The sequence below is a fragment of the Bacteroides faecis genome, assembly GCF_020091505.1.
GTDB classification, from domain to species: Bacteria; Bacteroidota; Bacteroidia; order Bacteroidales; family Bacteroidaceae; genus Bacteroides; species Bacteroides faecis.
The window spans coordinates 846104-872434 of the sequence record NZ_CP081916.1; the positions used below are offsets into that span (position 1 = coordinate 846104).

The following is a 26331-nucleotide window of genomic DNA, read 5'->3' on the forward strand; positions in this document are numbered from 1 at the left end:
TTGCTTATGATGCTTTTTTCTGATTCATTTGGTAAGACGTTGCTATCTTCCACTTGTAGCGGTTTATAAATAGCCCAATAAGCATAGATTTAGCAAATGTAATGAGTCCCTTTCCTGCCTTTCTCAGTTTTGCACACATCTTTTTGATATTAAAAGCTATGGCAAAGAAGGCAAAGTCCATTGTCACCTTGTCTTCTCCCACATGCCGGAACCTTCTGTATGCCATGTTGTATTTCATTTGTCCAAAAACAGCTTCCGGTTCTATACACCGCCTGCCTCTATGCCTGATTCCTTCTTTTGAGAGCAACCTTTCCCGGGCTTGTCGTTTGTATTGGTTTAACCGGTGGTTGACTTCTATCATACGGTTCCCCCGTGCTTTAAAACAACTTCCACGCAAAGGACAGCCCTCGCATCTTTGTGCCTTATACCGGGCACTTTCGGTGGTGTATCCGCTCACCGTTCTGTCACGTTTGGTTCCTATGCGGTTCATGTGCTGCCCCATCGGACAAACGTAATAATCCCCTTCCGCATTGTAATGGAGACTTTCCGCATGGAACGGGTTGGACGTATAACGGGGACGCTGTTCTTTATGGAAGTAGTTGTACTTGACAAAGGCTTCTATCCCGTTCTCCTGCATGAACCGGTAATTTTCTTCCGAGCCGTAACCGGAGTCTGCCACACCGATAGCAGGTAAGCGGTTATAGCGGTGCCGGAAGGAGTGGAAAAAAGGAATGAGGGTCAGCGTATCGGTAGGGTTGGGAAACAGTCGGAAGTCTATGATGAATTGGTTTTCAGTGCCTGTTTGCAAATTATATCCGGGTTTGGTCTGCCCATTCCTCATGGCGTCTTCTTTCATGCGCATGAATGTGGCATCAGGATCGGTCTTGGAATAGGAATTACGTTCTCCAAGGACATCAAGGTGATTGTCGTATTCCATCAGCTTGTCACGATACCCTTCAAGTTCCCTGACCTGTTTCTTTTTCTCCCGCAGGGTTTTCTTTTCTTCCTTGTCCTTTGTTGCAGGCCGGTGTTCCAGGGCTTCTTTAAGTTCATTCGCTATGCCCGAGAGCATGGAGGGAGTGAACTCCACGGATGTGTCTTTTACGGAGTTCTCCTGTGCAATGGTTTCATCCACCTGCTCCAGAAGGATGCGGATCTTATCCATCAACCTTGTACGGTTCCTTTCGACTGTCTTGCGCCAGACAAAAGTATATTTGTTGGCCTTGGACTCGATCTTGGTACCGTCGATATACTCCACGTCAAGACTGATGAAACCTTTGTCGGCAAGGACAAGAACCAACTGCGTGAATACGTTGTTTATTTCCTCCTTTACACGGTTACGAAAACGGTTGATGGTAATAAAATCCGGATGCTCATTACCGGCAAGCCAGATATAATGGATGTCACGCAAAAGAAGCTTCTCGATTTTACGGCAGGAATAGATATTGTTCATGTAAGCGTAGATAATGACCTTGAGCATCATCTTAGGATGATAGGCTGAGCGCCCAGTTTCTTTATAAAGCTTCTTGAAATTATCAAGATTGAGATTATCAACAACTGCATTGACGATGCGGACAGGGTCGTTCGCAGCTATGTTTTCATCAATTCTTTGTGGAAAAAGAACGGTTTGGTTGGGAATGTAAGGACGAAAATGTAACTTTGCCATAACGAAAATGTAATGCCTAAAGTTACAAAAAAATTAGGTAATAACAAAGCCCGGGCTTGGGAAAGTCTGGGCTTTGCGCATAAAAAAAAGTTGTGCCAGCATTTTGACACAACCTCATTCTCTTTATTTTCTCTGCCAGCTGTTTTTTTTCATTTTTCCATGTGGTATTTTCTTTTTGAGCAGTCTTATATGCAAATCACTTAAGTGCATTCCTGTATCAATACTAAAAAACAATTCTGATTATGAAGAGAATTAAATTCTTATTATTAATTTTTCTGATAGCTATTTTATCTCCCAATCTCATGTCAGCACAGAACAGTACATTGACACTCAGCATGTCTGATACTCCTCTGAATGAGATCCTGAATAAAATAGAAAAGAAAACAAACTATTCTTTTCAGTATAGCACACAAGTTATCGACGTAAAACAGAAACGTACGATCCATGTAAAGAACCAACCGATAGAAGCAGTATTAAATATTCTTCTGAAGGGTACAGATATCCAGTATCATATCAAAGGAAAGCAAATCATCTTGAATGCCGGAAAGAAGGAAACGAAGAAAACGCCGGCTAAATCTAAAGGCATCGTCATGGACAGTAAAACCCGTGAACCGATTATCGGAGCAAGCATTACGGTAGAAGGGGAGAAAACCGGTTCTATCAGTGATATTGACGGTCGTTTCGAGATTGAAGCTCCGGAGTATTCGAGACTTTGCGTTTCTTATATGGGCTATGTCACACAGCTTGTTCCGGTAAAGGCGAACAGCCTGCTGGAAGTATGGATGTCTGAAGACACGAAAGTGATCGACGAAGTAGTGGTAGTAGGATATGGAGCGGTATCCAAAAAAAACCTCACGACTGCCATTGCCCAGGTGAAGCCGGAAAAGATTCCACAAGCGGCAGCAAGCAATATCAACCAGTTATTAATGGGTCGTGCCGCCGGCTTACAGGCAATTGTCAATAGCACCCAACCGGACGGTAAAGTGAATATATCCATCCGTGGAGGAGAGAATCCGATCTATGTAGTGGACGGCATCGTAATGCCAAGCGAAGCCATCAGCACAAATGGTGGAGAAACAGGGCTGCCGAGCAATGTAAACCGTGGCGGACTTGCCGGACTGAATCCTTCTGATATCGAGTCCGTAGAAATACTGAAAGATGCTTCAGCAGCCATTTATGGTATCGGCGCAGCCAACGGAGTTATCTTAATCACCACCAAGAAAGGGAAAGAAGGCGCTCCCAGGTGCGCCCATAATGGCTGCATGTTAAATATCTCTTTGGCAAGAGATTAGACTAGGTTCCAACGGTCTACTTCCAACCGACTTACCTTGAGAGGAAACTCGTATGGGGAATGTAGCATGTCGGTAATGCGGATAAGCAACTAACTGCTATGTTGTATTAGGTCTGCAAGGAAGAAGGATAGATATGAGGATAAAGCCTGATTGGTTGAATGATAGTTCAGTGACCCAGGCCTTGGTGGTGACGGAAAGCAGTTATAAACGTCACTCCGAGATACTCGACCTTACACTGGAAGAGGAAGAGCAGGAACATATCTCGGCACAATCGCAATGAGCGAATAAAAGGACGTAAGTCATATCCGACAATCTATCGAGCCAAATAGTTAACATGCATCTAAATGGGGATTGCCTACGTTAGAATGCCCTTTAAAAGGCTATGAGTTTCAGACTCTGAAAATCTAATATGGCAACGGAGCCTCCGTAGTACTCTGAGCAAGATAACGACTTGTACATGGGGAAGGGAGGCAGTTAATAACTTTAATACAAACAAAGGAAAATGTGAGAGACATTATGAGAAATCCCGAGCTAGTATTAAATAATCTAGCGGCACATAGCAAGCTTTCGGACTACAAGTACGAAAGGCTATACCGTCTACTATTCAATGAAGAGATGCTCTTTGTTGCCTATCAACGTATTTATGCGAAACAAGGCAACATGACAGCCGGAACCGATGGCAAGACCATTGACGGCATGAGTCTTCAAAGAATAGAAAGCCTAATAGAAAGTCTCAAGAGCGAGGCTTACAAACCACATCCGGCACGACGTGTCTACATACCCAAGAAGAATGGAGGCAAGCGACCTTTAGGTATTCCTTCGGTTGAAGACAAGTTGGTGCAAGAGGGAACGAGAATGATTCTTGAAGCCATATACGAAGGCGCTTTCCAAAACACTTCTCATGGCTTCAGACCTCATAAGAGTTGTCACACTGCACTTAAGGATATTCAAGTCAACTTCAAAGGAGCGAAGTGGTTCATAGAAGGAGACATCAAAGGCTTTTTCGATAACATAGACCATGAGACTCTGATTGCAATCCTAAAGGAACGCATATCAGATGAACGATTCCTAAGAATGATAAGAAAATTCCTCAAGGCTGGATACATGGAGGATTGGACTTATAATAAAACCTTCTCGGGAACACCGCAAGGAGGTATCATCAGCCCAATACTGGCAAACATCTATCTTGACAAATTCGACAAGTATATGAAACAATATTCCCAAGAGTTCGACAAAGGTGTTAAAAGACGGACAAACCCAGAATACAATGTATACCGAAATCGGATGTCCGCAATTCAACGTAAACTCAAAGTCGCACAGAGTGATACGGAGAGGCAATCACTTCTTCGAGAACTCAAAGCCACACGAGCAATCATGGTGACCATCCCATTCGGAATGAGTATGGATGAAAAGTACAAAAGATTGAAATATGTGAGATATGCAGACGACTTTCTCATCGGAGTAATCGGCACAAAAGACGAATGTGTCAAAATCAAAGAGGACATATCCAAATTCATGAAGGAAATCCTTCACTTGGAAATGTCCCAGGAAAAGACACTAATCACACACTCCGAAGAGAGCGCCCACTTTCTCGGATATGACATACATGTACAGAAATCAGACTTACTCAAACGAAATGGAAACGGAGACAAGGCAAGAATCCACGCGGGTGCGGTTGTCTTGAAAGTCCCCGTAGAAGCCATAAAGACCAAACTCAAAGCCTACAAAGCAGTTGAATTCAAGACTTTAGATGGCAGAGAAGTATGGTGGCCGATACGAAGGAACAATCTGATAAGCAGACCCGAAGAGGAAATCATTGCCCAAGTCAACTCCGAGATAAGAGGTCTCTACAATTACTATGCATTCGCACACAATGTGTCGCAAGTAGTGGGCTCGTTCGGCTATGTCATGACATTCAGCTTTTTCAAGACCCTTGCGGCCAAGCACCGCAGTTCCATACGAAAGATTAACAAACGCTATCGCAGAGGTGGCGACTTTGTAGTCAAGTATAAGGACAAGAAGGGGAATGAAAAGTGTATTGTCCTTTACAATGGCGGCTACAAACGTAAGGCGGAAGCGAATAGATTTGCGAATGTTGATGAACTCAACCACCGTATATATACGCCCCTTCCAACTTTGGTCGACAGACTGAAACTGGGCAAATGCGAATTATGCGGCATGAACTCAGATTTGGTCATGTACCAAGTGAGAAATCTCAGATTTCTAAGGCCAGACACAAAATGGCATAAACTGATGATTGAGAGGAACCGCAAGACGCTTGCAGTGTGCGAAAATTGCTTTCATACGATTCATAGTTATGGCAAATAGATTAATGTTATTAATGGAGAGCCGTATACATGGGAACATGTACGTACGGTTCGGAGGCAGGTCTGCGGAAACCTGCTGCCGAAAGGCAGTAAGGCGCCGCAAACCGAGCCTACTATCAGCTATGAGGGCAGTTACTCTTTTGTGAGAAACTATCCGTATCTGGACGCACTCACCTCACAGGAATACATGGAACTCGCCAATGTATTCAACAAAGAGAATTACTTGTATAATAAGAAACAGTATCCTTATGGTCCTGATGAATATGACGGAAAATGGAGTCCGCTATTCTCTGAAACAGACCGTCTGAACCCGCGCAACACAAACTGGAAAGACTATGTGCTGAAAAGCGGATACATCACCAAGCATAATCTGACAATCAGCGGAGGCACATCAAAAGTCCGGTATTATCTGGGAGGCAGCTACCTGGACCAGGAAGGAACCGTACTTAATTCCGGTATGACCAAATATACATTTCGCGGAAATATCGGTGTCGAACTCTTCCCTTTTCTGAACCTCACTTCCGCTTTCAATGCCAATCAAAACATCTACAGCAATTGTATGGTAGGTACCGATACTGGCAACCGGGGAGATGTAGCGGGAAGTGCACTGACTTCAGCACTCTTATATCCCCCTTATCTGCCCCTGACGCAAGATGACGGCAGTTATACGATCTTCCGAAGCATCCCTAATCCCAAAGCAATGGAAGACATCGCCGACAAAACGAAAGAAAACGGATACAACCTGAACTTCACCGCCAATCTGAAACTGTACAAGGACATTCTTTCAATCAAAGGGATATATGGGATGAATCAGGAAAACATGAGACGTTCCATTTTTATACCTTCAGATGTTTACTTCTCCAGAATGTACAAATCAAGAGGAAACATACAATCTGAAAGACGGCTGACACAAACACTGGAAGCCATGCTGACGTTCTCTAAGTATATGTTCAATACCGTACAGGTAGATGCCTTGGCAGGTATCGGCAAGTATCTGGAAAGTTACGAAGGATACGGCATCTCCTATGAAGATGTGCACGATGCCATCAACGAGCATGATATCAGTTCGGCAAAAGGAAAGTTTTATCCGACATCGCACACTGGAAAAAATGAGAAGAGATCGCAGTTTTTTAAAGCAAGTTTTGACATACTGGACAAGTATGTGCTTACTGCCACTCTGCGACGGGACGGAACAGACAAGTTTTTCCCGGGAAACAAGTACGCCTTGTTTCCATCCGTATCGGGTGCCTGGAAGATTTCAAATGAAAATTTCCTGAAAAACATTTCATGGATCAACCTGCTAAAGCTCAGAGCAAGCTGGGGAAAGACAGGGCAGGACAACTTGGGCAGTTCTCTTTACGGATCGTATGCACCTAACAATTTCAAAGTCAATTTCAGCGATAACGGCATTATCAACATTCCCTATGTATCGATGGGAGCCAATTATCCGGATGTAAGCTGGCAAAAAACAACCATGAAAAATATCGGCCTGGATTTCTATTTGCTAAGCGACCGTATTTCCGGCAGCTTCGATTTCTTCAGGAATGACATCACCCGCTTATTGGGATATGCTTCCACTTCACCTCTGGCAATCTACGAAACCAGACCGATCAACGGCGGACACTACTACAGAAGAGGCTGGGAACTGATGGTGGATACCAAGAATCTAGTCGGAGAATTCACATGGGACACCTCGCTTACCTTCTCAAAAACAAATTCGTTCTGGAAAGAAAGACTGCCCAACTACGACTACCAGATTTACCAGCAAAGAGAAAATGAGCCGATGAGTGCCTATTATTATTACAACGTCACCGGAATCATCAACACCGACCGGTCCAATATGCCGGAATCACAAAAGACATTGCAGGCAGAAGCCCAATTGCCCGGATGTCCGATTATTGAAGACAAAAACAAAGACGGCAAAATCGATGAGAACGATGTCTACATGAAAGATAACTCTCCTGCCATTTATGTCGGTATCGGAAACACTTTTACTTACAAAAGATTTGAATTTAGTTTCTTCATGTACGGGCAGTTCGGCATACAGAAATATAATATTGCCTACAGCGCAGCACAGGCCGGTCCATTGGCAGTTGACTATCCGGAGAATTCAAATAAGTTTGCATACCGTCTCTGGAACTCGCAAACAAATCCCAATGGAAGCCGGCCCGGTCTGGCCATTGGAAAAATGGGGGCATTACCGGGTAATGCCTGGGTAAATGCAGACAGGGAAAATGCCTCATTCATGAGAATGAGAAATATCACACTGGCTTATAATTTGGCTGGGAACATACTCGGCTCTCTACAAAGATATGTACGAAACATTAAGGTATATGTAGATGCCCAGAATCCTTTCATACTGACTAAATTTCAAGGATTTGATCCGGAAATATATACCGGAGGCGGCGGAGCTAGTGGAGGTTCCAGAGGTGAATATCCTCAAACCCGCACTTTCTCTCTCGGAGTTAATATTACTTTTTAAATGAACCTAAGAAAATCTGCAGAAATGAAAAAGATAAGATTGATAAGACTGTTTATTGCAACAAGCCTGCTCGTATTAAGTAGTTGTGAAGATAACTTCGATCCCAAAATATTCGGTACTTTGAACCCCGACAACTTTCCTTCCACAGAAACGGAATATAAAGACTATGCCCTAGCATGCTATATACCGTTCACTACGACATGGACCTATTACATCGGTACTGAGTTGAGACAGCATGGTTTCTATATACCGGAAGGCGGCATTCTCAGAATGTTTGAATCTCCCTCGGACAATGTGGCTGTCTGGGGCACAGGATGGGGAGAATGGCTGAAGTTCTCGCAAGCCAATTTCAACAACTGCATTTACTATGAGCGCTCCTGGGTAAGTGAAGATAACATCAACCACATACCCAAACTGGCCCAAATCACAAGATTCACCGAAATCATCTCCACACTGGAGAAAGCTGATGAAAACATTTTCCACACCATCAGTAAAAAACAGCTGTTGGGCGAAGTGCATTTATGCAGGGGGCTGATGATTTATTATCTGATGCATATTTACGGTCCGCTGCCCGCCGTCACCAGAGGAGAGGATGTTACAAACGATGAAGTCTTAAATAATCTGGTCAGGCCCTCTTTGGAAGAGATGACTTCATGGATCTACAGCGATTTTGAATTCGCAATAGAAAATCTTCCGGAAACAGTGGAAGAAAGAGGACGTTACACTTCAGATTATGCCAGATTCTGTATGATGAAACACTGCCTCAACGAAGGGGAGCACATGCCGCAGTACTATCAGAAAGCCTTAGAAATGTATCAGGAACTGGAAGCAACTCATCGCTACAAACTCTTTAAAGAAGGGGATAATCCGTATGTGGACATGTACAAAGCCAAAAATGACTTTAATTGTGAGATTATCATGGCTTTAAGCTGCGATCCGTCCGCTGACGGAGGAGACAATAGCGGAAACTTTTTCCCGTTATCCATGCTTACGACTCCCAATGACGCCTCCAAAGTAGATATAAACGGCAATCCTACTCCATTCTATTATCAGGGAAAAGGATGGGCACAATTCTACAATGTATCTCCCAAGTTGTATGACAGTTACGACTCCAAAGACAAACGAAGAGCCGTCATTTTAAATGAGTATTGGGTAGACAACGGAACAGGAGAAGTGACTACCAAAAGAACCAAAGAAGATCTGGGAATCAGATGGGATGGATACATTATCAATAAATTCCCGATAGAGACAAACACAGTCTTTCAGGGAAACGATTTCCCGCTGGCCCGTTGGGCAGACGTATTATTAATGATGGCGGAAGCGGAAGTGCGTAAATCCAATGCAGCACCTTCTGCAGAGGCTGTCAGTGCAGTCAATGAAGTAAGAAACAGAGCAGGACTGAACAACCTGTCCACACAACAGACAAACTCCAAAGAAACATTTCTCGATGCAATTCTGGAAGAAAGAGCGAAAGAGTTTCTGTATGAGGGACAGAGGAAAATCGATCTGATCCGGTTCAACAAGTATGCCCAGCTATGCCGCAAAACAAAGGGCGTATTACCTACACACCAGTATGTACCGCTGCCTAACTATTTTGTAGAACAGGCAAAATCATATGGAAAAAACTTACAGCAAACCTATTCACGTCCCGGATGGAGTGAAGATTTATCGAAAGCTACTAACTAATCAACTTTTTATTATCATGAGAAAACATTTACTTTTGAAACTCTTATTTGTGTGTTTTGCACTAACCAGCTCTTACCTTAAAGCCGGAAACGGAGGGTATCTTTTCGCACATATGAAGCATGAAGACTATGGACGCCTATATTACTATATCAGCAGGGATGCTAAAAACTGGACTAAGTTGAATAGCAACGAACGGGTGGTTCCGGAATACAGGGGGCATCCCGACATCATGAAAGGCAGGGATGGACGCTACTATATGATCGGCGTATCTGAAAAGACACAGAATCCCATCCTTTGGACTTCCAAAGATTTAGTAAAATGGAAACAGGAAAAAGAGTTATCTGCCGAACCATTTATCCATATCGAAGGCTACTTTACAGAACGTGTCTGGTTTGGCGCTCCCAAACTTTTTTATGATAAGGATTCAGATCAATATCTGATTACCTGGCATGCCTGCAAGGCAGGAGCCACCGGCAACGAAGAGTGGAAAACCATGAGAACTTTTTATATATTGACCAAGGATTTTGAGTATTTCACAACACCTGAACGTTTGTTTGACTTCCAAAATGAGGCAGACCGGGAAATGGCTACGATTGATGCCATCATCCGAAAAATCAATGGCAGTTATTATGCCGTTATTAAAGATGAAAGATGGCCTGAAGACGGAGTGCCGACAGGCAAAACTGTCAGAATCTCCCATTCCCGGAATTTAACCGGTCCATATACTGATCCCGGCCAGCCGGTGACTACTCCTTATACTTACTATGAAGCTCCTATCCTGATGCCCAAACCGGACAATGACGGGTGGATGATCTTCTCTGAGAAGTATCCGCATGAGTATGTCCGTTTCCAGGCAGGCAGTATGGATGCCGAAAAATGGGACTGTACGGATCTGACTATTCCGGATTCACGCCACGGAGCAATGGTCCGCATCAGTGAGAAAGAGTATAAAAAAATACTGTCCGGTTTCAAACACTAAGAAAAGATCAATTATATAGATGATGTTTATGAAAAAGAATTTGTATATCGTTCTCTTATGTTTTTTCTGCCTGAACCTCTCTGACATACAGGCGAAGAACCGCTGGAGCATCAATCCGGATAATGATCCGGATTCATTTGCCTGAATAAAAAGAATGCAACTTCCTTAATCAATTATTTGCCCGTCCCCTCCTCTTTTGGGGGCAAATAAAAAACACAGCTAAAAATACGGTTCCTCCGGTAAAGTTCAATCTATCCTATTCAAAGAGTAAGAAGAAAAATATATCTTTGCACCGAATACCCGGCAGAGGATGACTGTGCCGAAAATAATATAGATTATGAATATACTGTTACTTATCGGAGGATTGATTCTCATTTTACTAGGAGCTAACGGACTGACAGATGGTGCTGCTTCCGTAGCCAAACGTTTCCGCATACCTTCTATCGTAATCGGACTCACGATTGTTGCTTTCGGTACTTCCGCCCCGGAACTGACGGTGAGTGTCGCATCTGCTCTGAAAGGAAGCGCAGATATCGCCATCGGCAATGTAGTAGGCAGCAACATATTCAATACATTGATGATTGTAGGATGCACGGCACTCTTTGCTCCGATTGTCATCACCCGGAATACTTTACGAAAAGAGATTCCACTCTGTATCCTTTCGTCTGTCGTATTGCTGATATGTGCCAATGATATATTTCTGGATAATGCCACAGAAAATATATTGAACAGAGTAGACGGTTTGCTTTTACTCTGCTTTTTCGCTATCTTCATGGGATATACATTTGCCATCGCTTTTCCCAAGTCTTCCGCTACACCGGAACCGGCAGAACATGCGGCAGTCCAGGAAGAAGAAATCAAATTGCTTTCGTGGTGGAAATCAATCCTCTATATCATTGGCGGATTGGCAGCCCTGATCTATGGAGGCCAACTGTTCGTTAACGGAGCTACGGGCATTGCCCGCAGTATGGGCGTCAGCGAATCTATCATCGGACTGACACTGGTAGCCGGAGGAACTTCTCTGCCGGAACTTGCCACTTCTATTGTAGCCGCCCTGAAAAAGAACCCGGAAATAGCTATCGGAAACGTAATCGGCAGCAATCTTTTCAATATTTTCTTTGTATTAGGATGCAGTGCCAGCATCACTCCCCTTCACCTCAGCGGAATTACCAACTTCGATTTGTTCACACTGGTAGGTTCCAGCATTCTGCTCTGGCTGTTCGGACTGTTCTTTGCCAAGCGAACGATTACACGTATAGAAGGAGGTATTATGATACTTTGCTATGTGGCATATACGATGGTACTGATTTACAATACGTAATCCGGCAAACCACATTAAAAAAACAAAAGGCTTCCGGCAATTATGTCCGGAAGCCTTTCATATTTAGATCCAAAAAGAAGAATCTATTCCACCTCAGCTATAGTCAAAACATTCACGCCATACTTTCCATCTCTGGAAATCCACCAGTCCGTATCTCCATTAGCGCAATGGATAGCATAACGAGGATTATATCTGAGCCTGTCCGATCCGTCCGGTATCCATAACCCTAACTGATAAGTTCCGGCAGGAATCGAAGCCGGGAGTTTAAGAGATAAATTTACCGTGTGCATCAATGAGGTATAGGTCGAATCATTCGGTTCAAACGGTTGCCAGTTCAAAGGATTGGCATCCGTTGGAAATTCCGTAACTTCTCCTTCCTTATCTATCAGCACGAAATAAACAGGATGCTCACCAAATACAGTGGCAAAGCCTCTGTTCTTCAAACTTAACTTCAGCATGTTCTCTTCTCCACCCACGAATTTTGAGGGAAGCTGAAGTGACTGCAGTTCAATCCGATAACCCAGATGATCTCGTATGTAATCAAACACATTACGCTTTACCTTCGTTCCGTCTTTCTTCCGGAAATAGCTGTCGGACACAGGCATATGATGCTGGAGAAGAGAGTCTTCCGTTATCATCGTTTTTTTCCAGACTACCATAGAGTATTCGGGCGGGTTATTTTCGTCAAACCGATTGTTGGGATGCTGTTCTTTATAGTTATGTATAACGCTCAAGGAAGTATAGTGCTGGAGGAACAACCGTCTTGCCGCCTGCACACCGTCAATAATCCATCCGGCAGAAGGACTGTCCGGATCGGCTCCTACACTCCAAAATCCCCAGGGCAGTTCACCGTCAACCACTAAATAAGGAGATTCCGCCACTATCTGATCAAACTTGGGAGTTCCTTCGTGCATGTCGGCATCCCATCTGTCAGGACGTATGACAATAAAATCATCATGGAAAGAAAGTCTCTTATAAAGCTCCGGTTTATCCTTTAACAGATTCTTGAATTCAGGAAGTCTTACTTGTACATTTCTCTCCGCAGGTACTACAGAAAGCAGTTTCTCCAATACGGCAGCCTTTGTTTCTTCCGAGTTTTCCAATCCTTGAACTGAACTATGCCATTCTCCCCATGCACCGATCATTCCGGCTTGCACCACTAAAATCAGATCTCTATTTTTCTCCAGAAAAGGTTTCAACTGGTCCAGATGATCCAGTATCTGTTCGCCGGTAGGACCGATGGGTGATCTCCCCATAAAGTCCCGTTCATAGGCAAAACGCAGTACAGCCTTTTTCCCTTGATTTTGCAGTTCATCAAAATAAGCCTGCATGGTCCGGAAGTTTTCTTCAGATAGCTTCTCGCCTATTAAATAGGTAAGATAAAAGTAACTCTGTGCCAGTGACACACTATCGGAGATATATTTAGCGGACAATTCATCCAGTTCTTTGGTAGGGCTATCTTTTTCGTGCAGTACATCCACGGCTGTTTCCAGCCGGAATCCTCTTCCGGGATTGTACAATCCATGTTCTCCCTGCGCATCATCTACACAAATTCCACGAAACTCCAGAGTCCGCTGTGAATTACCGCACCCGCCCGCCAACAAAGCAAACATGGCAACAACCATACTGCTACATATCCAATTCCTTTTCATAGTCTTATTTTTGTTTACCGGACAAATGTATAACAAATCCGGAGACAAGCATCACCCTACAGTCATTTTGCACAAGAAAGTATCAGTATCTGATAAATAACGCAAAAGTATTAGTGAATGCTAAAATTGTATTTGTCCCACTATCGGAATAATCCTACCTTTGCCGTATCATTCGTTATGACAGTTCATGATCGTAAGATTAATCTTAAAAATAAGGCAATACATGAAAAATCTCAATTGGTTATTACTATTCATTATTCTGCTGATTCCGATAAAAAGTATCAGTGCCAAAAAGAAAGCGGAAAAGAGTGACAGAGAAATCTGGTGTGATATAATGTACCGAATGGCAGCCCCTGTATTGAGTAATATGAGCGAAGGGCTTCTAAAACAGAATATGCTGGTTGAATTAAGTCCGACATGGGACGGACGCAATAAGAACGTCACCTACATGGAATGCATCGGACGTTTAATGGCAGGGCTGGCACCCTGGCTGTCACTGCCGGATGACGACACACCGGAAGGAGTCCGACGCAGGCAACTTCGTGAATGGGCATTGAAAAGCTATGCCAATGCCGTAGATCCGGATTCCAACGATTATTTGCTATGGCGTCAGGAGAATCAGACATTGGTAGACGCCGCTTTTATTGCAGAGAGTTTCTTAAGAAACTATGACGCTTTATGGATGCCATTAGACAGCATCACCAAACAACGATATATCGCTGAATTTACTGATCTCAGGAGAGTAGACCCTTCTTATAGCAACTGGCTGTTGTTCAGCGCCACTGTCGAATCATTTCTCCGGAAAGCAGGTGCATCCAGCGATACCTATCGCATCAGTTCTTCTCTGCGTAAAATAGAAGAATGGTATATAGGAGACGGCTGGTACTCGGACGGTCCTAATTTCGCTTTCGACTATTACAACAGTTTTGTCATACATCCTATGTATATAGAAACACTGGAGATCATTACCGAAGCCGGCAAACATAAAAAGATTGGAAATATGCCCGGCTGTAACTATCATGAAGCGATCAAACGCGCGCAACGATTCGGAATCATTCTCGAACGCCTCATCTCTCCGGAAGGTACACTACCTGTCGTCGGACGGTCTATCACTTACCGCACAGGCTCCTTACAGACCTTGGCCCTGCTCGCCTGGCGCCATTGGCTACCCAAAGAATTACCAAACGGTCAAGTACGTTCTGCTATGACGGCAGTCATCAAACGTATGTTTGGAGACAATCATAATTTCAATGAAAAAGGCTTCCTTACATTAGGATTCAATGGTTCTCAGCCTGATATATCTGACTATTATACCAACAATGGCAGCCTATATATGGCATCTCTCGCCTTCCTGCCGTTAGGTCTCCCTGCCGATGCTCCATTCTGGACAGATGCTCCACTGCCTTGGACGTCGAAAAAAGCATGGGAGGGAGAAGATTTCCCGAAAGACCACTCTTATCATTGAAACAATTGATAATCAATATTATACTATAGTTTCCATTCGTACTGAAAACTATTATTCATGGAGTTGTGTCAAAATGCTGGCACACCCCCATTTTGTTTATATAATTCCCCAATAATCCGAAAATTCTTCCAAAATAGTGTCTAATAAACTTGGAGACCGTTTATAATAAACCCTTCAACTATTTATTAAAAACATTGTGACCGTTTATTCTAAAACTGTAAAGATATTATCTCTAACAAAAAGAGAGTCTATTCATCTTTGGAGAAGAAAACTATGTTGACAGTTAATATTACATACAAAAAACGTATGCGCATAAATTTACAATCAGGATATCGAAAAGCAAAATCAAAATATAGAGCATCCAAAGAAATAGTATAAAAAGTATTAGTATCTGCTAATATTATATTTGTCTTCCCCCTAAAATAGTCCTACCTTTGCCTATCATTAGTTAGGGTCCTCCCCATTAAATAATGAATAAAACATTAACCATATAAATAACAATATCATGAATAAACAAACCTTTTTAACCCTACTTGCTACATTCGCCCTTCTCTTCAGTTTCACCTTCTCCTGCAATGCCAAAGGAAAAGATAAAGCCAAACACGTTGTCTTCATCGGTTTAGACGGCTGGGGAGCCTACAGCCTTCCTAAGGCAGATATGCCCAATGTGAAGAAACTGATGGAAGACGGTTCTTATACGTTGAAAAAGCGTTCCGCCCTCCCCTCTTCCAGTGCCATCAACTGGGCATCCATGTTTATGGGAGCCGGACCGGAACTACACGGATATACCGAATGGGGATCTAAAACTCCGGAACTTCCATCACGCGTATTAAACAAGAACGGTATCTTCCCGACTGTTTTCCAGTTGCTGCGCGATGCTCGACCGGAAGCAGAAATCGGCTGTCTGTACGAATGGGAAGGTATTAAATATCTGGTAGATACACTCTCTCTAAATTACCACTACCATGTGGCCGACTGCAATAAAACACCCAAAGAATTAGGTAATATGTCCTCTTCTTACATAAAGGAAAAACATCCGGCATTGGTAGCCATCTGTTTCGACGGTCCCGACCATACGGGACATACAGAAGGACATGATACTCCGGCATATTATGAGAAACTTAAAGAACTGGATAGTTATGTCGGACAGATCGTTCAGGCAGTCAAAGATGCAGGAATGCTGGATGATACTATTTTTATATTAACTTCCGACCACGGAGGCATTGATAAAGGACACGGAGGCAAAACAATGCAAGAGATGGAAACCGCTTTCATTATATCCGGTAAGAATATTAAAAAAGGCCTCCGATTCGACGATGTAAGTATGATGCAATACGATGTGGCTTCCACAATTGCCCGCATCTTTAATTTAGAACAACCACAAGTTTGGATAGGTAGACCCATGGAGATTGTTTTCAAATAATCATTCAAGATGATTAATAGGAAGAAGAAGAGACTAGAAATAACGAGTTTCTCCTTTTTCAATTTAACTCTTGGCACTATCATTATATAGGCTACAAAAATTATTTCCTATAAGTAATAAAATGGGGAATCATAACAGTTTTATTACTTATAAGTAATAAAACTCCTTCTTTTATAGCTGTTAATTACAGCATAATACTTGCATCAAAATACATATCCTTATACCTTTGCCCTCGATAACAAAACAAAATATAACTTTCATCATATAATGTATAGCGACAAATGAATATTATACCCCGAAAATTTGCCTTCCCCCCAATATACTCTATCAGCATCCTTCACAGGCAATCCAGCGAATTCAAACAGCATCAAAAAAACTGATAGCACATTTGTCCTTTCGCAGAATCAGCTTGAAATACAAAACGATAGAATTGTATTAGTAAATGATAAAATACTACTTGTCTGACGGAGTAAAGCCAAGTAACTTTGCCACATATTAAATAACAAAAATAACATGCAATGAAAAACAAACTATCTTATCTTATTGGAGTAGCGTGTCTATTGTGCTACACAAGTACATTTACTTCTTGTGTCAATGGTGTCGATGACGAATATCTTGAGCAGAAGTTTACAGAAAACAATGGAACTGACGAAGAAGGTGATGAACTCCCTGATCTAAATGGTGATTATAGTATAGAAGGAGATTATGAGTTAATTATGACTTGCAACGGAGAACCCCTTGAAGGAAAAAAAGTGGTTATGGCAGTGGATGAAACAAATGAATCAGCTACTATCACCTTTGCTGCCGCAGAAACTGATTTGGAAAGTATAATCGGCTTGATTCCCGGTGCTAACCTGATTCAAGGTCTGGGTCTTAAATATACAGGCAATAGCCCGGTTCCGGGAGAAAAGGAAATCACCATTACGAATGTTCCTCTATTCAGAAATGGAATGAATTATATGTTCAAAGGTAGCTATATCCAGCCAACATATACTATGGACTATGAAGGGAAAATTGAAGACGAAAAGCTGACTGTCGATATAAATTACGAACTGACAAATCAAAAACTGGCAGGCACATGGAATCTTGCACCGGTTAACACCAATGCGATGATGGAGGGAATAAATTGCGTAACAACTTCTCCATTGTGGATTAACTGGGACTCTCAAGTAGCAATTGATCCCGGCTATATTGAAGGAGTAGACAATTTAAAGCAACAACCTAACGGAATATTTACATATCTTATTGTTATATTAGGTGATCCCATAATGGCAGATTATCTTCCCATCAACTTGCCTGTTCAAAAATGGATATCAAACCTACTGAAGAGTGTGACAGCTAAACCCAATGGCGGTATGTATGCTATTTATTCATATAGCGGTGATCTTGAACATCCACAATGGAGCAGCTCAGACGGCATGCCTCACAATGCAATGCGTTACTACTACGATCCCGAAAAACCGGATGAAAAAATACACCTTGAACTCAACTCGGGTTTACTCATTGATATTATCCAAGGATTTATAACCCCCGTCTCACGCGGGACCCGTGCTGAAATAGACTATGGAAATACAAAAGAAATAGCCAAACAACTGGTTAAATTATTGGTTCCGATGCTCGAAAAAGGTATCCCTTGTGATTATGAACTTAATGGTGACAAATTAATACTTAACATAGACGGAGTTGCATTGAGAGACATTCTAGCCAAATTAGTAGAACTGGCAAATGACCCGGCGGCAAAGACCGTTATTAACGAATTTCTTGACAGCCAAAGCTTAGGAGCATATAAAGAAAATATAGCACTGCTACTGTCGACACTTCCGAACGCCTTAAAGTATCAGAACTATGACGAGAAGAGTGGAGTTGGATCCGGCGAATGTACTTATGTTAAACTTGGATTAAAATTTGTCAAAGAATAATGTAAGGTTTATGATCATAAGGTACCCTCAGATAACATCACATCTATTTTCATTGCAGTAAGAAATGAAAGGAGAGAATCAAAGCATTCTCTCCAATTCAAACTACATTTATTGATTGCTGATACATTAAGTATGAGCCATCAATCAAGAAGATAAATGTGCAGTACCTATACCTCATACCTCCCCAAAAACAATATATGTTTAATACCCTAAGTATTATGAAAAAAAGATTTTATTTATTCTTTATATTATGCCTCATAACCCTTTCCGGATTTGCCCAGGAAATAAAGGTTACGGGTGTAGTAACGGAGGCTTCGACCAATGAACCGATGCCCGGAGTTACAGTTCAGGTGAAAGGAACCACCAACGGCACTATCACAAATTTAGATGGGCAATACACCATTCAGACAAAGATGAACGACATACTCGTTTTCTCGACTATAGGCATGAAAACAGTTGAAAGAAAAGTTTCTTCCAACTCTCCCATCAATATCTCAATGTCAGAAGACAATGTTCAGCTGGATCAAGTGGTCGTTATCGGCTACGGTACGGTAAAGAAGAGCCACCTCTCGGGGGCTGTCAGTTCCGTAGGAACGAAAGAACTGAATGGAGATGTAGCAACTTCTGCGGCTAATGCATTACAAGGAAAAATTGCGGGTGTGTCCGTCATGAGTTCAAGCGGTAACCCGAATGACGGAACTACGATCAACGTTCGCGGTATCAGCTCTTTATCCAACAATGCTCCACTATTTATTGTTGACGGTGCATTCGGCGATATCAATATGGTAGATCCCAACGACATCCAGTCTATAGAGGTATTGAAAGATGCGGCTGCAGCTGCCATCTATGGTTCCCGTGCAGCAGGCGGTGTAGTATTGATTACCACCAAAGGCGGTCGCAAGGAAATGCCGACCAAAGTGGACGTTAATTTCTTCACAGGTGTTCAGCAGAACCCTAAAAAACTGAACGTACTGAATGGCGAAGAATACAGCCGTTTCGCACGCTATTACGGACTTGCCGCTGATGGTTATGGTGCAGAAACCGATGCAGTGCCATATACCGGTGAAGGTACGGACTGGCAAGATGTCATACTGAATACAGCCATGGTGTACAAAGCAAACGTAGCTGTCACAGGCGGTTCAAAAAACGCATCATTCAGTGCATCCGGTGGCTATCTGAATAAAGACGGCATCATGCGCAACAGCAGCCACGAATCTTATAACATCCGGTTGAAAAGCGACTTCAGCTTTCTCAACAACCGCGTCACTGTAGGCGAGTCTTTAATCCTTCGCATGGCAGAAGGCAAAGGCGGTACGGATCAGGATACGATGAACGGCTTGTTGCGTTTCCCCAGCGTTATTCCTATTTTCGACCCGGAGAACGCTACAGGATGGGGTACCTCTGCAGACATCAACCTTCCGAACCCTTATGCAATCTCTGAAATCAATGATATTACGAGCGAAAGTACACAAATCTTTCTGAACGCATACCTCCAAGCTGAAATCATCAACGGATTAAAATACAAGTTGAACCTGGGTATGAGAAGAAATCACACGAAAAACCGTAATTATACAGGCGTATATGACTTGGGGACTTATGGAACCAATGAAGCACCGGACCTTTCGGAAAGTTTTTCAAGCTTCGACTCATGGGTACTGGAAAATACGTTGAATTATGACCGCACCTTCGGCAAGCATACAGTTTCGGGAATGGTAGGCTATTCTGCACAGAAAGATAAAAGCTACGGACTGAACGGAAGCAACTCCGACCTTCCGAAATTTATCGACACAATGACCGGCAACGTGACTACCATGAAATCCAGCAGTTCCATACACGAACAGGCATTGGTTTCTCTCTTCGGACGTGTGATGTATTCATACGACGACCGTTATCTGTTCTCTGCTTCTATCCGTCGTGACGGTTCATCACGCTTCAAAGACGGACATCGTTTTGGCAGCTTCCCCTCAGTCTCTGTGGGATGGAACATCAACCGTGAAAAGTTCTTCCGCCCGTTGGAAAACATCTTCGACCAAGTGAAACTGCGTTTAAGCTACGGTAAACTGGGTAATCAGGAAATGGACAGCTATTATCCTACATTGAGTGTGGTAAGCGACGGTATGAACTACCTGCAAGGCAACTCGATATGGTTTGGTAAGCTACCTTTTGTAAATGCCGTATCACCGGACAACCTGACATGGGAAAATACGGAAACTTACAACATCGGCCTGGACGTAACTTTACTGAACGGGAAACTGGCACTAACCGCAGATGCTTATATCAAAAATACAAATAATGTATTGCTGCCGATTCCTTACGCCTCTTCTACCGGTATCAACGGACTCTCCATCCAGAATGCGGGACAAGTACAAAACAAGGGTATCGAAATTTCCGCTACATGGCGCAGTTCTATCGGTGACAAAGCAAACTACTACATCGGCGCCAACCTAAGTACGGCAAACAACAAGGTGACTGAAATCAACGCCGGCGGAAAGTATATGTCTATCTCCGGTTATTCGGCTCACGGAGCAGGCGGACGCGGTATCAACATGTTTAAGAAAGGACATTCCATGTCTTACTTCAACCTGATTGAAACAGACGGTATCTTCCGCAGCATGGAAGAAATCGAAAACTACAAGAACAGAAAAGGTGAACTGATTCAACCGGGTGCACAAGTAGGCGATGTACGCTACAAAGACTGGAACGGCGACGGAAAAATCGACACGAATGACCAGCACGACGTAGGCAGCCCCCTTCCTAACTTCACCTTCGGACTGAGGTTAGGCGGCGACTGGAACAACTTCGACCTCAACATCTTTATCGACGGTGTGGCAGGCAACAAGATTTATAATTATCCGCGCTATTGCCTCGAATCAGGCGCATTCAACGGTAACTTAAGCACGAACGTCGCCAACTCATGGAGACCGGATAACCCGAATACCGACATGCCCCGTTTCTCAAAGGTAGACGGTACGGACAATAAACTGGCTTATACCGACAGATGGCTGGAAGACGGCTCTTACGTACGACTGAAAACGATTGATATCGGTTATACCTTCCCTAAACAATGGCTACAAAAAGCTATGATCCAGAACCTGCGTCTTTACGTATCTATGGAAAACCTGCTGACCTTGACCAAGTATACCGGCTATACTCCCGACCTGGGCGAAAGTTCTTCTACCGGCGTGAGCTACAATGTTTTCTCAAGAGGAATTGACCAAGGCCGTTACCCTATTCCACGTACATTTTCCTTTGGAATCCAGTTAGGTTTATAACATACTAAGATTAATACATTGAAACATTGAATTATGAAAAAGAATTGGTTATCATATATGCTTGTATCAGCTCTCCTATCCGGAGCGCTGACATCATGCAGCGACTCTTTTCTGGATCTGAAAGACCCGAACCACTTTACCAACGAAAACTTCTGGCAGGATAAGGCAGATGCGGAAAGCGCATTGGCAGCAGCTTACTCACCTATCAAATACCAGATGAACGGATATTACGGCGCATTTGACGGATGGCTCAACCTCAACAGCCGTGGAGACGATATCTTTACGATACTGAATGAAGAAGCCAGTATGTGGGATATAGCTACATTTCAAAACTCCGCCACAACAGGAAATGACCCGTACGGTGCTTTGTATGCAGGTATACAACGTGCCAATATCGTACTGAGATACATCGACCAGGTACCGGCAAGCGGTATCACGGAAAGCGACCGTGCCATGATTAAAGACGAAGCTCTCACGTTGAGAGCCTATCAATATTTCCTGTTGGTAAATAACTACGGAGATGTGCCTTTGCGTCTGGTTCCGTCGAATGAAGACGATCCCAACAAAACGTCATCTCCCGAAGCTGAAATCTGGCAACAGATTGAAAAGGACCTGACCGACGCAATCAATGACGGCAACCTGCCGGAAACCCGCCCGGCTGAACAAAAAGGACGTATCGAGCAAGGGGCAGCCATCGCCATACTTGGCAAGGTGTATGCAACACAGCACAAGTATAAAGAAGCCAAAGAAACACTGAAAGGTTTGATTGACTCTTCATACAGTCCATTCGGAACTTCAGGAAAGCGCTATCGTCTGATGGAAAACTTTGTCGACAACTTCACTACCGCCAATGAAAACAATGCCGAATCTGTATTCGAATTACAGTACAGCAGCGACGGTGACATGTCATGGGGTAATGAAGGTGGTATTAGCCTGGGCAGTTCATTGGCACAGTTTGTAGGTCCTGCTAAATCAGGGGGATGGGCAAAGTTGATGCCCTCAGCCTTCCTTGTCAGCGAATTTACTACTGAAACACGCGGAAGCAAGCCCACCGTTCTAGTCCCTGATCTGGATAAAGACGGAAATCCACAATACAACGAAGACGGAACTCAGAAAATGAAAGAAATCGCCAATCCTGATAAAACAGCAGAACCAAATTCGAAATATGACAAGCGAATTTATGCCAGCATGTTCTTTACTCCGGAAGAATACGGTGACTGGGTTACAGAAGAAAATGGCTGGTATGACGGAAAGTTCTACGGTGGTCTCTTCACGATGGACGACCTCTGGACAGGAAATGCTTCCAAAATGGCTGGTGGTGCTCCTATCTTTAATGTAAGTCAGGCAAGCGGTGCTCAGATCGGTAAGTTTCTATTAAAGAAATACACTGCCCACTATGTAAAATCAAAAAGTGCCGATAACATGGGTAATGTAGAAGGCAGAGCAAACAATGTCCGCATCATACGTTTTGCGGAAGTATTGCTGCTGTACGCCGAAGCGTGCACAAAAGAAGCGGATAAAGACGGAGCCAACTGGGCATTGAACGAAATCCGCCAAAGAGCAGGACTGCCTGAAAAAGAGTTCCAACAACCCGAGCTGATGAAAGAAATAGAACATCAATGCCTGCTTGAATTTTTTGGAGAAGGTCATCGTTTCGACGACTTGAAGCGCTGGTATACAACCCCTCAAATTCAGATGATCTTAAAAGGAAATGATAAACAGGGAGCATATAACTTCAGAGAAAAACATAAATACTTCCCTATCCCCGCAGGAGAACTTAACAACTCATCTGTAGAACAGAATAAATTCTGGAAATAATTAGAAACACTATTAAGAAACAGTTTATGAAAAAGATATATCTATTTTTAAGCACATCATTGTTCCTGTTGCTCGGAGGCGTTACGGCTTGTGACGACAACAGCCTGAGTCATGATGAAGTGAATATTCCGGACCCGGTAGTGATATCCGACGAAGATGACGGCATTTCAGCCGAACCGACTACAGAATCAGTAATCAGAATCCAACCGGAAAACAAGCATCAGGAGATTGACGGTTTCGGATGTAACTTCGGATGGGCGGAAGCTGTATACGGATGTATGAAACGTGAACAAATCATGGACGACTTGTTTGGCGAAAACGGATTGAAATTTAATATCTATCGTGGAGAGGTATGCGCCTCATCCGCCTCTGAAGATGGTAATACTTTTAATTTCAAAACAAATGAAAATTATCATCTGGGAGCACATTCTTCTGAACAGAAAACGCTCTTTAATTCAGATAGCGGGAAATACAAAGAATATTCCCAACTATGGATCATTGACTACCTGTGCAAAAGAAAACTGATGGATATCTATTACTTCTTCTCCGTATGGACTCCTCCTGTAGTATGGAAATCTTTTGGCGAAGGCGAAGTAGCCAGTGGCGGAAGCGGTTCTTTCAATAGCGAACACAGTCAAGTTTATGCCGAGTTCCTGACAGGCTTTGCAAAAGCTCTTGAAGATAAATTCGGTATCAACGTCTATGGTATCTCCGGCTGGAACGAACCCGACCAAGCAATGGGAGGATGGGACGGATGTATGTGGGGAAATCAGCAAATGGCGGATTTCACGATGGACTATCTGCGCCCGGAACTGAATAAGCAAGGCTTACAGGACACAAAAATCATTTACGGTGAGTTGCCTTGGTGGGCAAATGCCGTGACATGGGTGGAAACTTCTTTGAAAAACAACCCGAATTTAGCGGACGCCAACATCGTTGCAGCAGGACATGGTTATTCTACAGTGGATGCCAATATCCTGCCAATGACAGCAGCTCAAGAAAAAGGAATCCATGTGTGGCAAACAGAGACTTGTGATGACAAAACCCGCGACGAAACGTGGAATGATGCAATGAAATGGGCAAAGAACTATCATGATTACCTGACAAAAGCCCAGACCAATGCCGTCGTATGGTGGGCAGGCGCACGTCAATGCACATCGACCGGAGAAAACCTTCTTCAAACAGATGCATGGGATTTCAGTAATTCATATTATCGCATAGACCGCTACTACTCTATCGGACAATTCTCCAGATATATCCAGCGAGGTTCAACGCGTGTAGACGTAGAAACGAAATCAACAACGGCGAACAGAATCCCAAAAGATTTGAGTGCATCCGCATACATCAAAGACGACACATATACCATTGTATTAGTGAACAAGTCAAAATCCAAAGCCTTCGATGCCTTGCTGGAAATAGACGGCAAAGATTTCGACAGTATGGTTTCATATACCTCCAGTTCCAGCGTGAAATGGTTGCGCAAAAAGCTGAATCCGTCTTCGACCGGCAAACGTTCTGTGACTGTTCCCAAATATAGTGTAGTAACAATCACCGGAAGGTTCAAATAAAACACAATCCGGCAAATTGAAAGAGGAACAATTAAGTTTTGTATTGTCAATAAAATGATTCCGGATTCCCTTATCGGATCTGGAATTATTTTATTAAAGAAATAGTATTATGAGTAGAATTTATGACAACAGATTGCGTCTTCTACAAGAAGCGCATGAGACTCTGATAACCCGCGCGAACAGGATTATTCTTCCCGGCAATGGGATTTTCGAAAGATACGAATACCCGGTTTTAACAAACGAGCATGCCCCTCTGGAGTGGCGTTACGACCTGAATCCGGAAACCAATCCATGGCTAATGGAACGGATCGGAGTCAACGCTACCATGAATGCGGGAGCCATCCAATGGAATGGAAAGTATCTGATGATGGTACGCGTAGAAGGAAATGACCGAAAATCTTTCTTCGCCATCGCCGAAAGTCCCAATGGCATCGATAATTTTCGCTTCTGGGAATATCCGATAGAGCTGCCTGACACAGACCCGAATGAAACAAATGTCTACGACATGCGTCTGACGGCCCACGAAGATGGCTGGATTTATGGTATATTTTGTAGCGAAAGCCTTGATCCGAACGCTGTACCGGGTGACCTGTCTTCTGCCATAGCCAAAGCAGGCATCGTGCGTACAAAAGATTTGAAAAACTGGGAACGACTGCCCAATCTGATTTCCAAAAACCAACAGCGCAATGTAGTGCTACACCCGGAATTTGTAAATGGAAAGTATGCCCTGTACACCCGACCGCAAGATAGCTTCATTGATGCGGGAAACGGAGGAGGTATCGGCTGGACGTTAATTGACGATATCACCCATGCGGAAATAAAAAAAGAAACAATCATTAATTATCGACATTATCACACTATAAAAGAAGTAAAAAACGGCGAAGGTCCTCATCCTATCAAAACCCCCAAAGGATGGTTACACCTCGCTCACGGTGTCCGTGCCTGTGCCGCCGGACTTAGATATGTCTTATATTTATATATGACATCCTTAGATGACCCAAGTAAAGTTATAGCCCAGCCGGGAGGTTACTTCATGGCACCTGTAGGAGAAGAAAGAATCGGAGATGTATCCAACGTATTATTCTCTAACGGATGGATTGCAGATGAAGACGGAACCGTTTTTATTTATTACGCTTCCTCCGACACACGGATGCATGTGGCAACTTCCACTATTGAACGATTAATAGATTATTGCCTGCATACACCGGAAGACAAACTTCGCTCAGCAACCTCCGTCAATAGTATCTCTAATCTAATAGAAGCTAACAAGCTCGTTATGTCGGAAACAGCTGTGGCATTATAGTTCCGGAATCATTAGTTAACCGGGAAAACGATTTCTAATCAAACAAGGTTCTTATACAACGAATGTATAGGAATCTTGTTTCTTTATATCGGCGCAAAAACTATAGAGTACACTCCAAAACAGCAGTATTATCGTGTATCTTTCAAGGTGCTCTATTC

Annotated in this window: 16 protein-coding genes; 14 read left to right on the forward strand and 2 right to left on the reverse strand. The window is 43.2% G+C overall.

All coding sequences use genetic code 11. From position 1 onward, the window contains the following. Window positions 1-4: 4 nt before the first annotated feature. A complete protein-coding gene (locus K6V30_RS03850; RefSeq protein WP_010536421.1) occupies window positions 5-1666 on the reverse strand; it encodes an IS1182 family transposase in 1662 nt (553 codons plus the stop codon). Window positions 1667-1908: 242 nt separating this feature from the next. Here K6V30_RS03850 and K6V30_RS03855 point away from each other — a divergent pair, with 242 nt between their 5' ends. From K6V30_RS03855 to K6V30_RS03885, 7 genes are all read left to right on the forward strand, one after another. After that, window positions 1909-2958: a SusC/RagA family TonB-linked outer membrane protein gene (locus K6V30_RS03855; protein WP_055269245.1), complete on the forward strand. Its 1050-nt coding sequence runs from the start codon at window positions 1909-1911 to the stop codon at window positions 2956-2958. A gap of 133 nt (window positions 2959-3091) precedes the next feature. Beyond that, on the forward strand, window positions 3092-3238 hold the full coding sequence (locus tag K6V30_RS03860; RefSeq protein WP_155520380.1) for a hypothetical protein: 147 nt from the start codon (window positions 3092-3094) through the stop codon (window positions 3236-3238). A gap of 236 nt (window positions 3239-3474) precedes the next feature. After that, the gene (gene ltrA, locus K6V30_RS03865) at window positions 3475-5286 is read left to right on the forward strand and encodes a group II intron reverse transcriptase/maturase (protein WP_055269246.1); all 1812 of its coding nucleotides are present in this window, start codon (window positions 3475-3477) and stop codon (window positions 5284-5286) included. Window positions 5287-5427: 141 nt separating this feature from the next. Continuing rightward, the gene (locus K6V30_RS03870; protein ID WP_231946738.1) at window positions 5428-7767 is read left to right on the forward strand and encodes a SusC/RagA family TonB-linked outer membrane protein; all 2340 of its coding nucleotides are present in this window, start codon (window positions 5428-5430) and stop codon (window positions 7765-7767) included. 24 nt (window positions 7768-7791) lie between these two features. Continuing rightward, entirely contained in the window at window positions 7792-9453 is a 1662-nt protein-coding gene (locus K6V30_RS03875; protein WP_055269248.1) for a RagB/SusD family nutrient uptake outer membrane protein, read from the forward strand. 16 nt (window positions 9454-9469) lie between these two features. After that, on the forward strand, window positions 9470-10432 hold the full coding sequence (locus K6V30_RS03880; protein ID WP_224207258.1) for a glycoside hydrolase family protein: 963 nt from the start codon (window positions 9470-9472) through the stop codon (window positions 10430-10432). A gap of 337 nt (window positions 10433-10769) precedes the next feature. After that, entirely contained in the window at window positions 10770-11753 is a 984-nt protein-coding gene (locus K6V30_RS03885) for a calcium/sodium antiporter (protein WP_010535806.1), read from the forward strand. 83 nt (window positions 11754-11836) lie between these two features. Here K6V30_RS03885 and K6V30_RS03890 read toward each other — a convergent pair whose 3' ends face one another. Further along, window positions 11837-13405 (reverse strand): DUF4832 domain-containing protein, encoded by a 1569-nt coding sequence (locus tag K6V30_RS03890; RefSeq protein ID WP_022301273.1) that lies wholly within the window; start codon window positions 13403-13405, stop codon window positions 11837-11839. Between the two features lie 223 nt (window positions 13406-13628). Between K6V30_RS03890 and K6V30_RS03895 the strand changes: the two genes are divergently transcribed. The 7 genes from K6V30_RS03895 to K6V30_RS03925 all read left to right on the forward strand — a co-directional run bounded on the left by K6V30_RS03895 (window position 13629) and on the right by K6V30_RS03925 (window position 26173). Further along, window positions 13629-14870 (forward strand): DUF2264 domain-containing protein, encoded by a 1242-nt coding sequence (locus K6V30_RS03895; RefSeq protein ID WP_022301274.1) that lies wholly within the window; start codon window positions 13629-13631, stop codon window positions 14868-14870. Between the two features lie 505 nt (window positions 14871-15375). After that, window positions 15376-16293 carry an alkaline phosphatase family protein gene (locus K6V30_RS03900; protein WP_010535809.1) on the forward strand — a complete coding sequence of 306 codons (918 nt, stop codon included), beginning with the start codon at window positions 15376-15378 and terminating at the stop codon, window positions 16291-16293. Between the two features lie 518 nt (window positions 16294-16811). Then, window positions 16812-18212 (forward strand): DUF4925 domain-containing protein, encoded by a 1401-nt coding sequence (locus K6V30_RS03905; protein ID WP_010535810.1) that lies wholly within the window; start codon window positions 16812-16814, stop codon window positions 18210-18212. Between the two features lie 218 nt (window positions 18213-18430). Further along, window positions 18431-21484, forward strand: coding sequence for a SusC/RagA family TonB-linked outer membrane protein (locus K6V30_RS03910; RefSeq protein ID WP_022301275.1), 3054 nt, complete (start codon window positions 18431-18433; stop codon window positions 21482-21484). A gap of 33 nt (window positions 21485-21517) precedes the next feature. Then, on the forward strand, window positions 21518-23302 hold the full coding sequence (locus tag K6V30_RS03915) for a RagB/SusD family nutrient uptake outer membrane protein (protein WP_010535812.1): 1785 nt from the start codon (window positions 21518-21520) through the stop codon (window positions 23300-23302). A gap of 26 nt (window positions 23303-23328) precedes the next feature. Beyond that, on the forward strand, window positions 23329-24870 hold the full coding sequence (locus tag K6V30_RS03920; RefSeq protein WP_010535813.1) for a glycoside hydrolase: 1542 nt from the start codon (window positions 23329-23331) through the stop codon (window positions 24868-24870). A gap of 109 nt (window positions 24871-24979) precedes the next feature. Next, window positions 24980-26173: a glycoside hydrolase family 130 protein gene (locus tag K6V30_RS03925; protein WP_010535814.1), complete on the forward strand. Its 1194-nt coding sequence runs from the start codon at window positions 24980-24982 to the stop codon at window positions 26171-26173. The last annotated feature ends 158 nt before the right edge of the window (window positions 26174-26331 follow it).

Bases quoted from the DNA above. Each gene is read 5' to 3' on its own strand.
- K6V30_RS03850 (WP_010536421.1), bottom strand. From the start codon at position 1,666: ATGGCAAAGTTACATTTTCGTCCTTACATTCCCAACCAAACCGTTCTT.
- K6V30_RS03855 (WP_055269245.1), top strand. From the start codon at position 1,909: ATGAAGAGAATTAAATTCTTATTATTAATTTTTCTGATAGCTATTTTA.
- K6V30_RS03860 (WP_155520380.1), top strand. From the start codon at position 3,092: ATGAGGATAAAGCCTGATTGGTTGAATGATAGTTCAGTGACCCAGGCC.
- ltrA (WP_055269246.1), top strand. From the start codon at position 3,475: ATGAGAAATCCCGAGCTAGTATTAAATAATCTAGCGGCACATAGCAAG.
- K6V30_RS03875 (WP_055269248.1), top strand. From the start codon at position 7,792: ATGAAAAAGATAAGATTGATAAGACTGTTTATTGCAACAAGCCTGCTC.
- K6V30_RS03880 (WP_224207258.1), top strand. From the start codon at position 9,470: ATGAGAAAACATTTACTTTTGAAACTCTTATTTGTGTGTTTTGCACTA.
- K6V30_RS03885 (WP_010535806.1), top strand. From the start codon at position 10,770: ATGAATATACTGTTACTTATCGGAGGATTGATTCTCATTTTACTAGGA.
- K6V30_RS03890 (WP_022301273.1), bottom strand. From the start codon at position 13,405: ATGAAAAGGAATTGGATATGTAGCAGTATGGTTGTTGCCATGTTTGCT.
- K6V30_RS03895 (WP_022301274.1), top strand. From the start codon at position 13,629: ATGAAAAATCTCAATTGGTTATTACTATTCATTATTCTGCTGATTCCG.
- K6V30_RS03900 (WP_010535809.1), top strand. From the start codon at position 15,376: ATGAATAAACAAACCTTTTTAACCCTACTTGCTACATTCGCCCTTCTC.
- K6V30_RS03905 (WP_010535810.1), top strand. From the start codon at position 16,812: ATGAAAAACAAACTATCTTATCTTATTGGAGTAGCGTGTCTATTGTGC.
- K6V30_RS03910 (WP_022301275.1), top strand. From the start codon at position 18,431: ATGAAAAAAAGATTTTATTTATTCTTTATATTATGCCTCATAACCCTT.
- K6V30_RS03915 (WP_010535812.1), top strand. From the start codon at position 21,518: ATGAAAAAGAATTGGTTATCATATATGCTTGTATCAGCTCTCCTATCC.
- K6V30_RS03920 (WP_010535813.1), top strand. From the start codon at position 23,329: ATGAAAAAGATATATCTATTTTTAAGCACATCATTGTTCCTGTTGCTC.
- K6V30_RS03925 (WP_010535814.1), top strand. From the start codon at position 24,980: ATGAGTAGAATTTATGACAACAGATTGCGTCTTCTACAAGAAGCGCAT.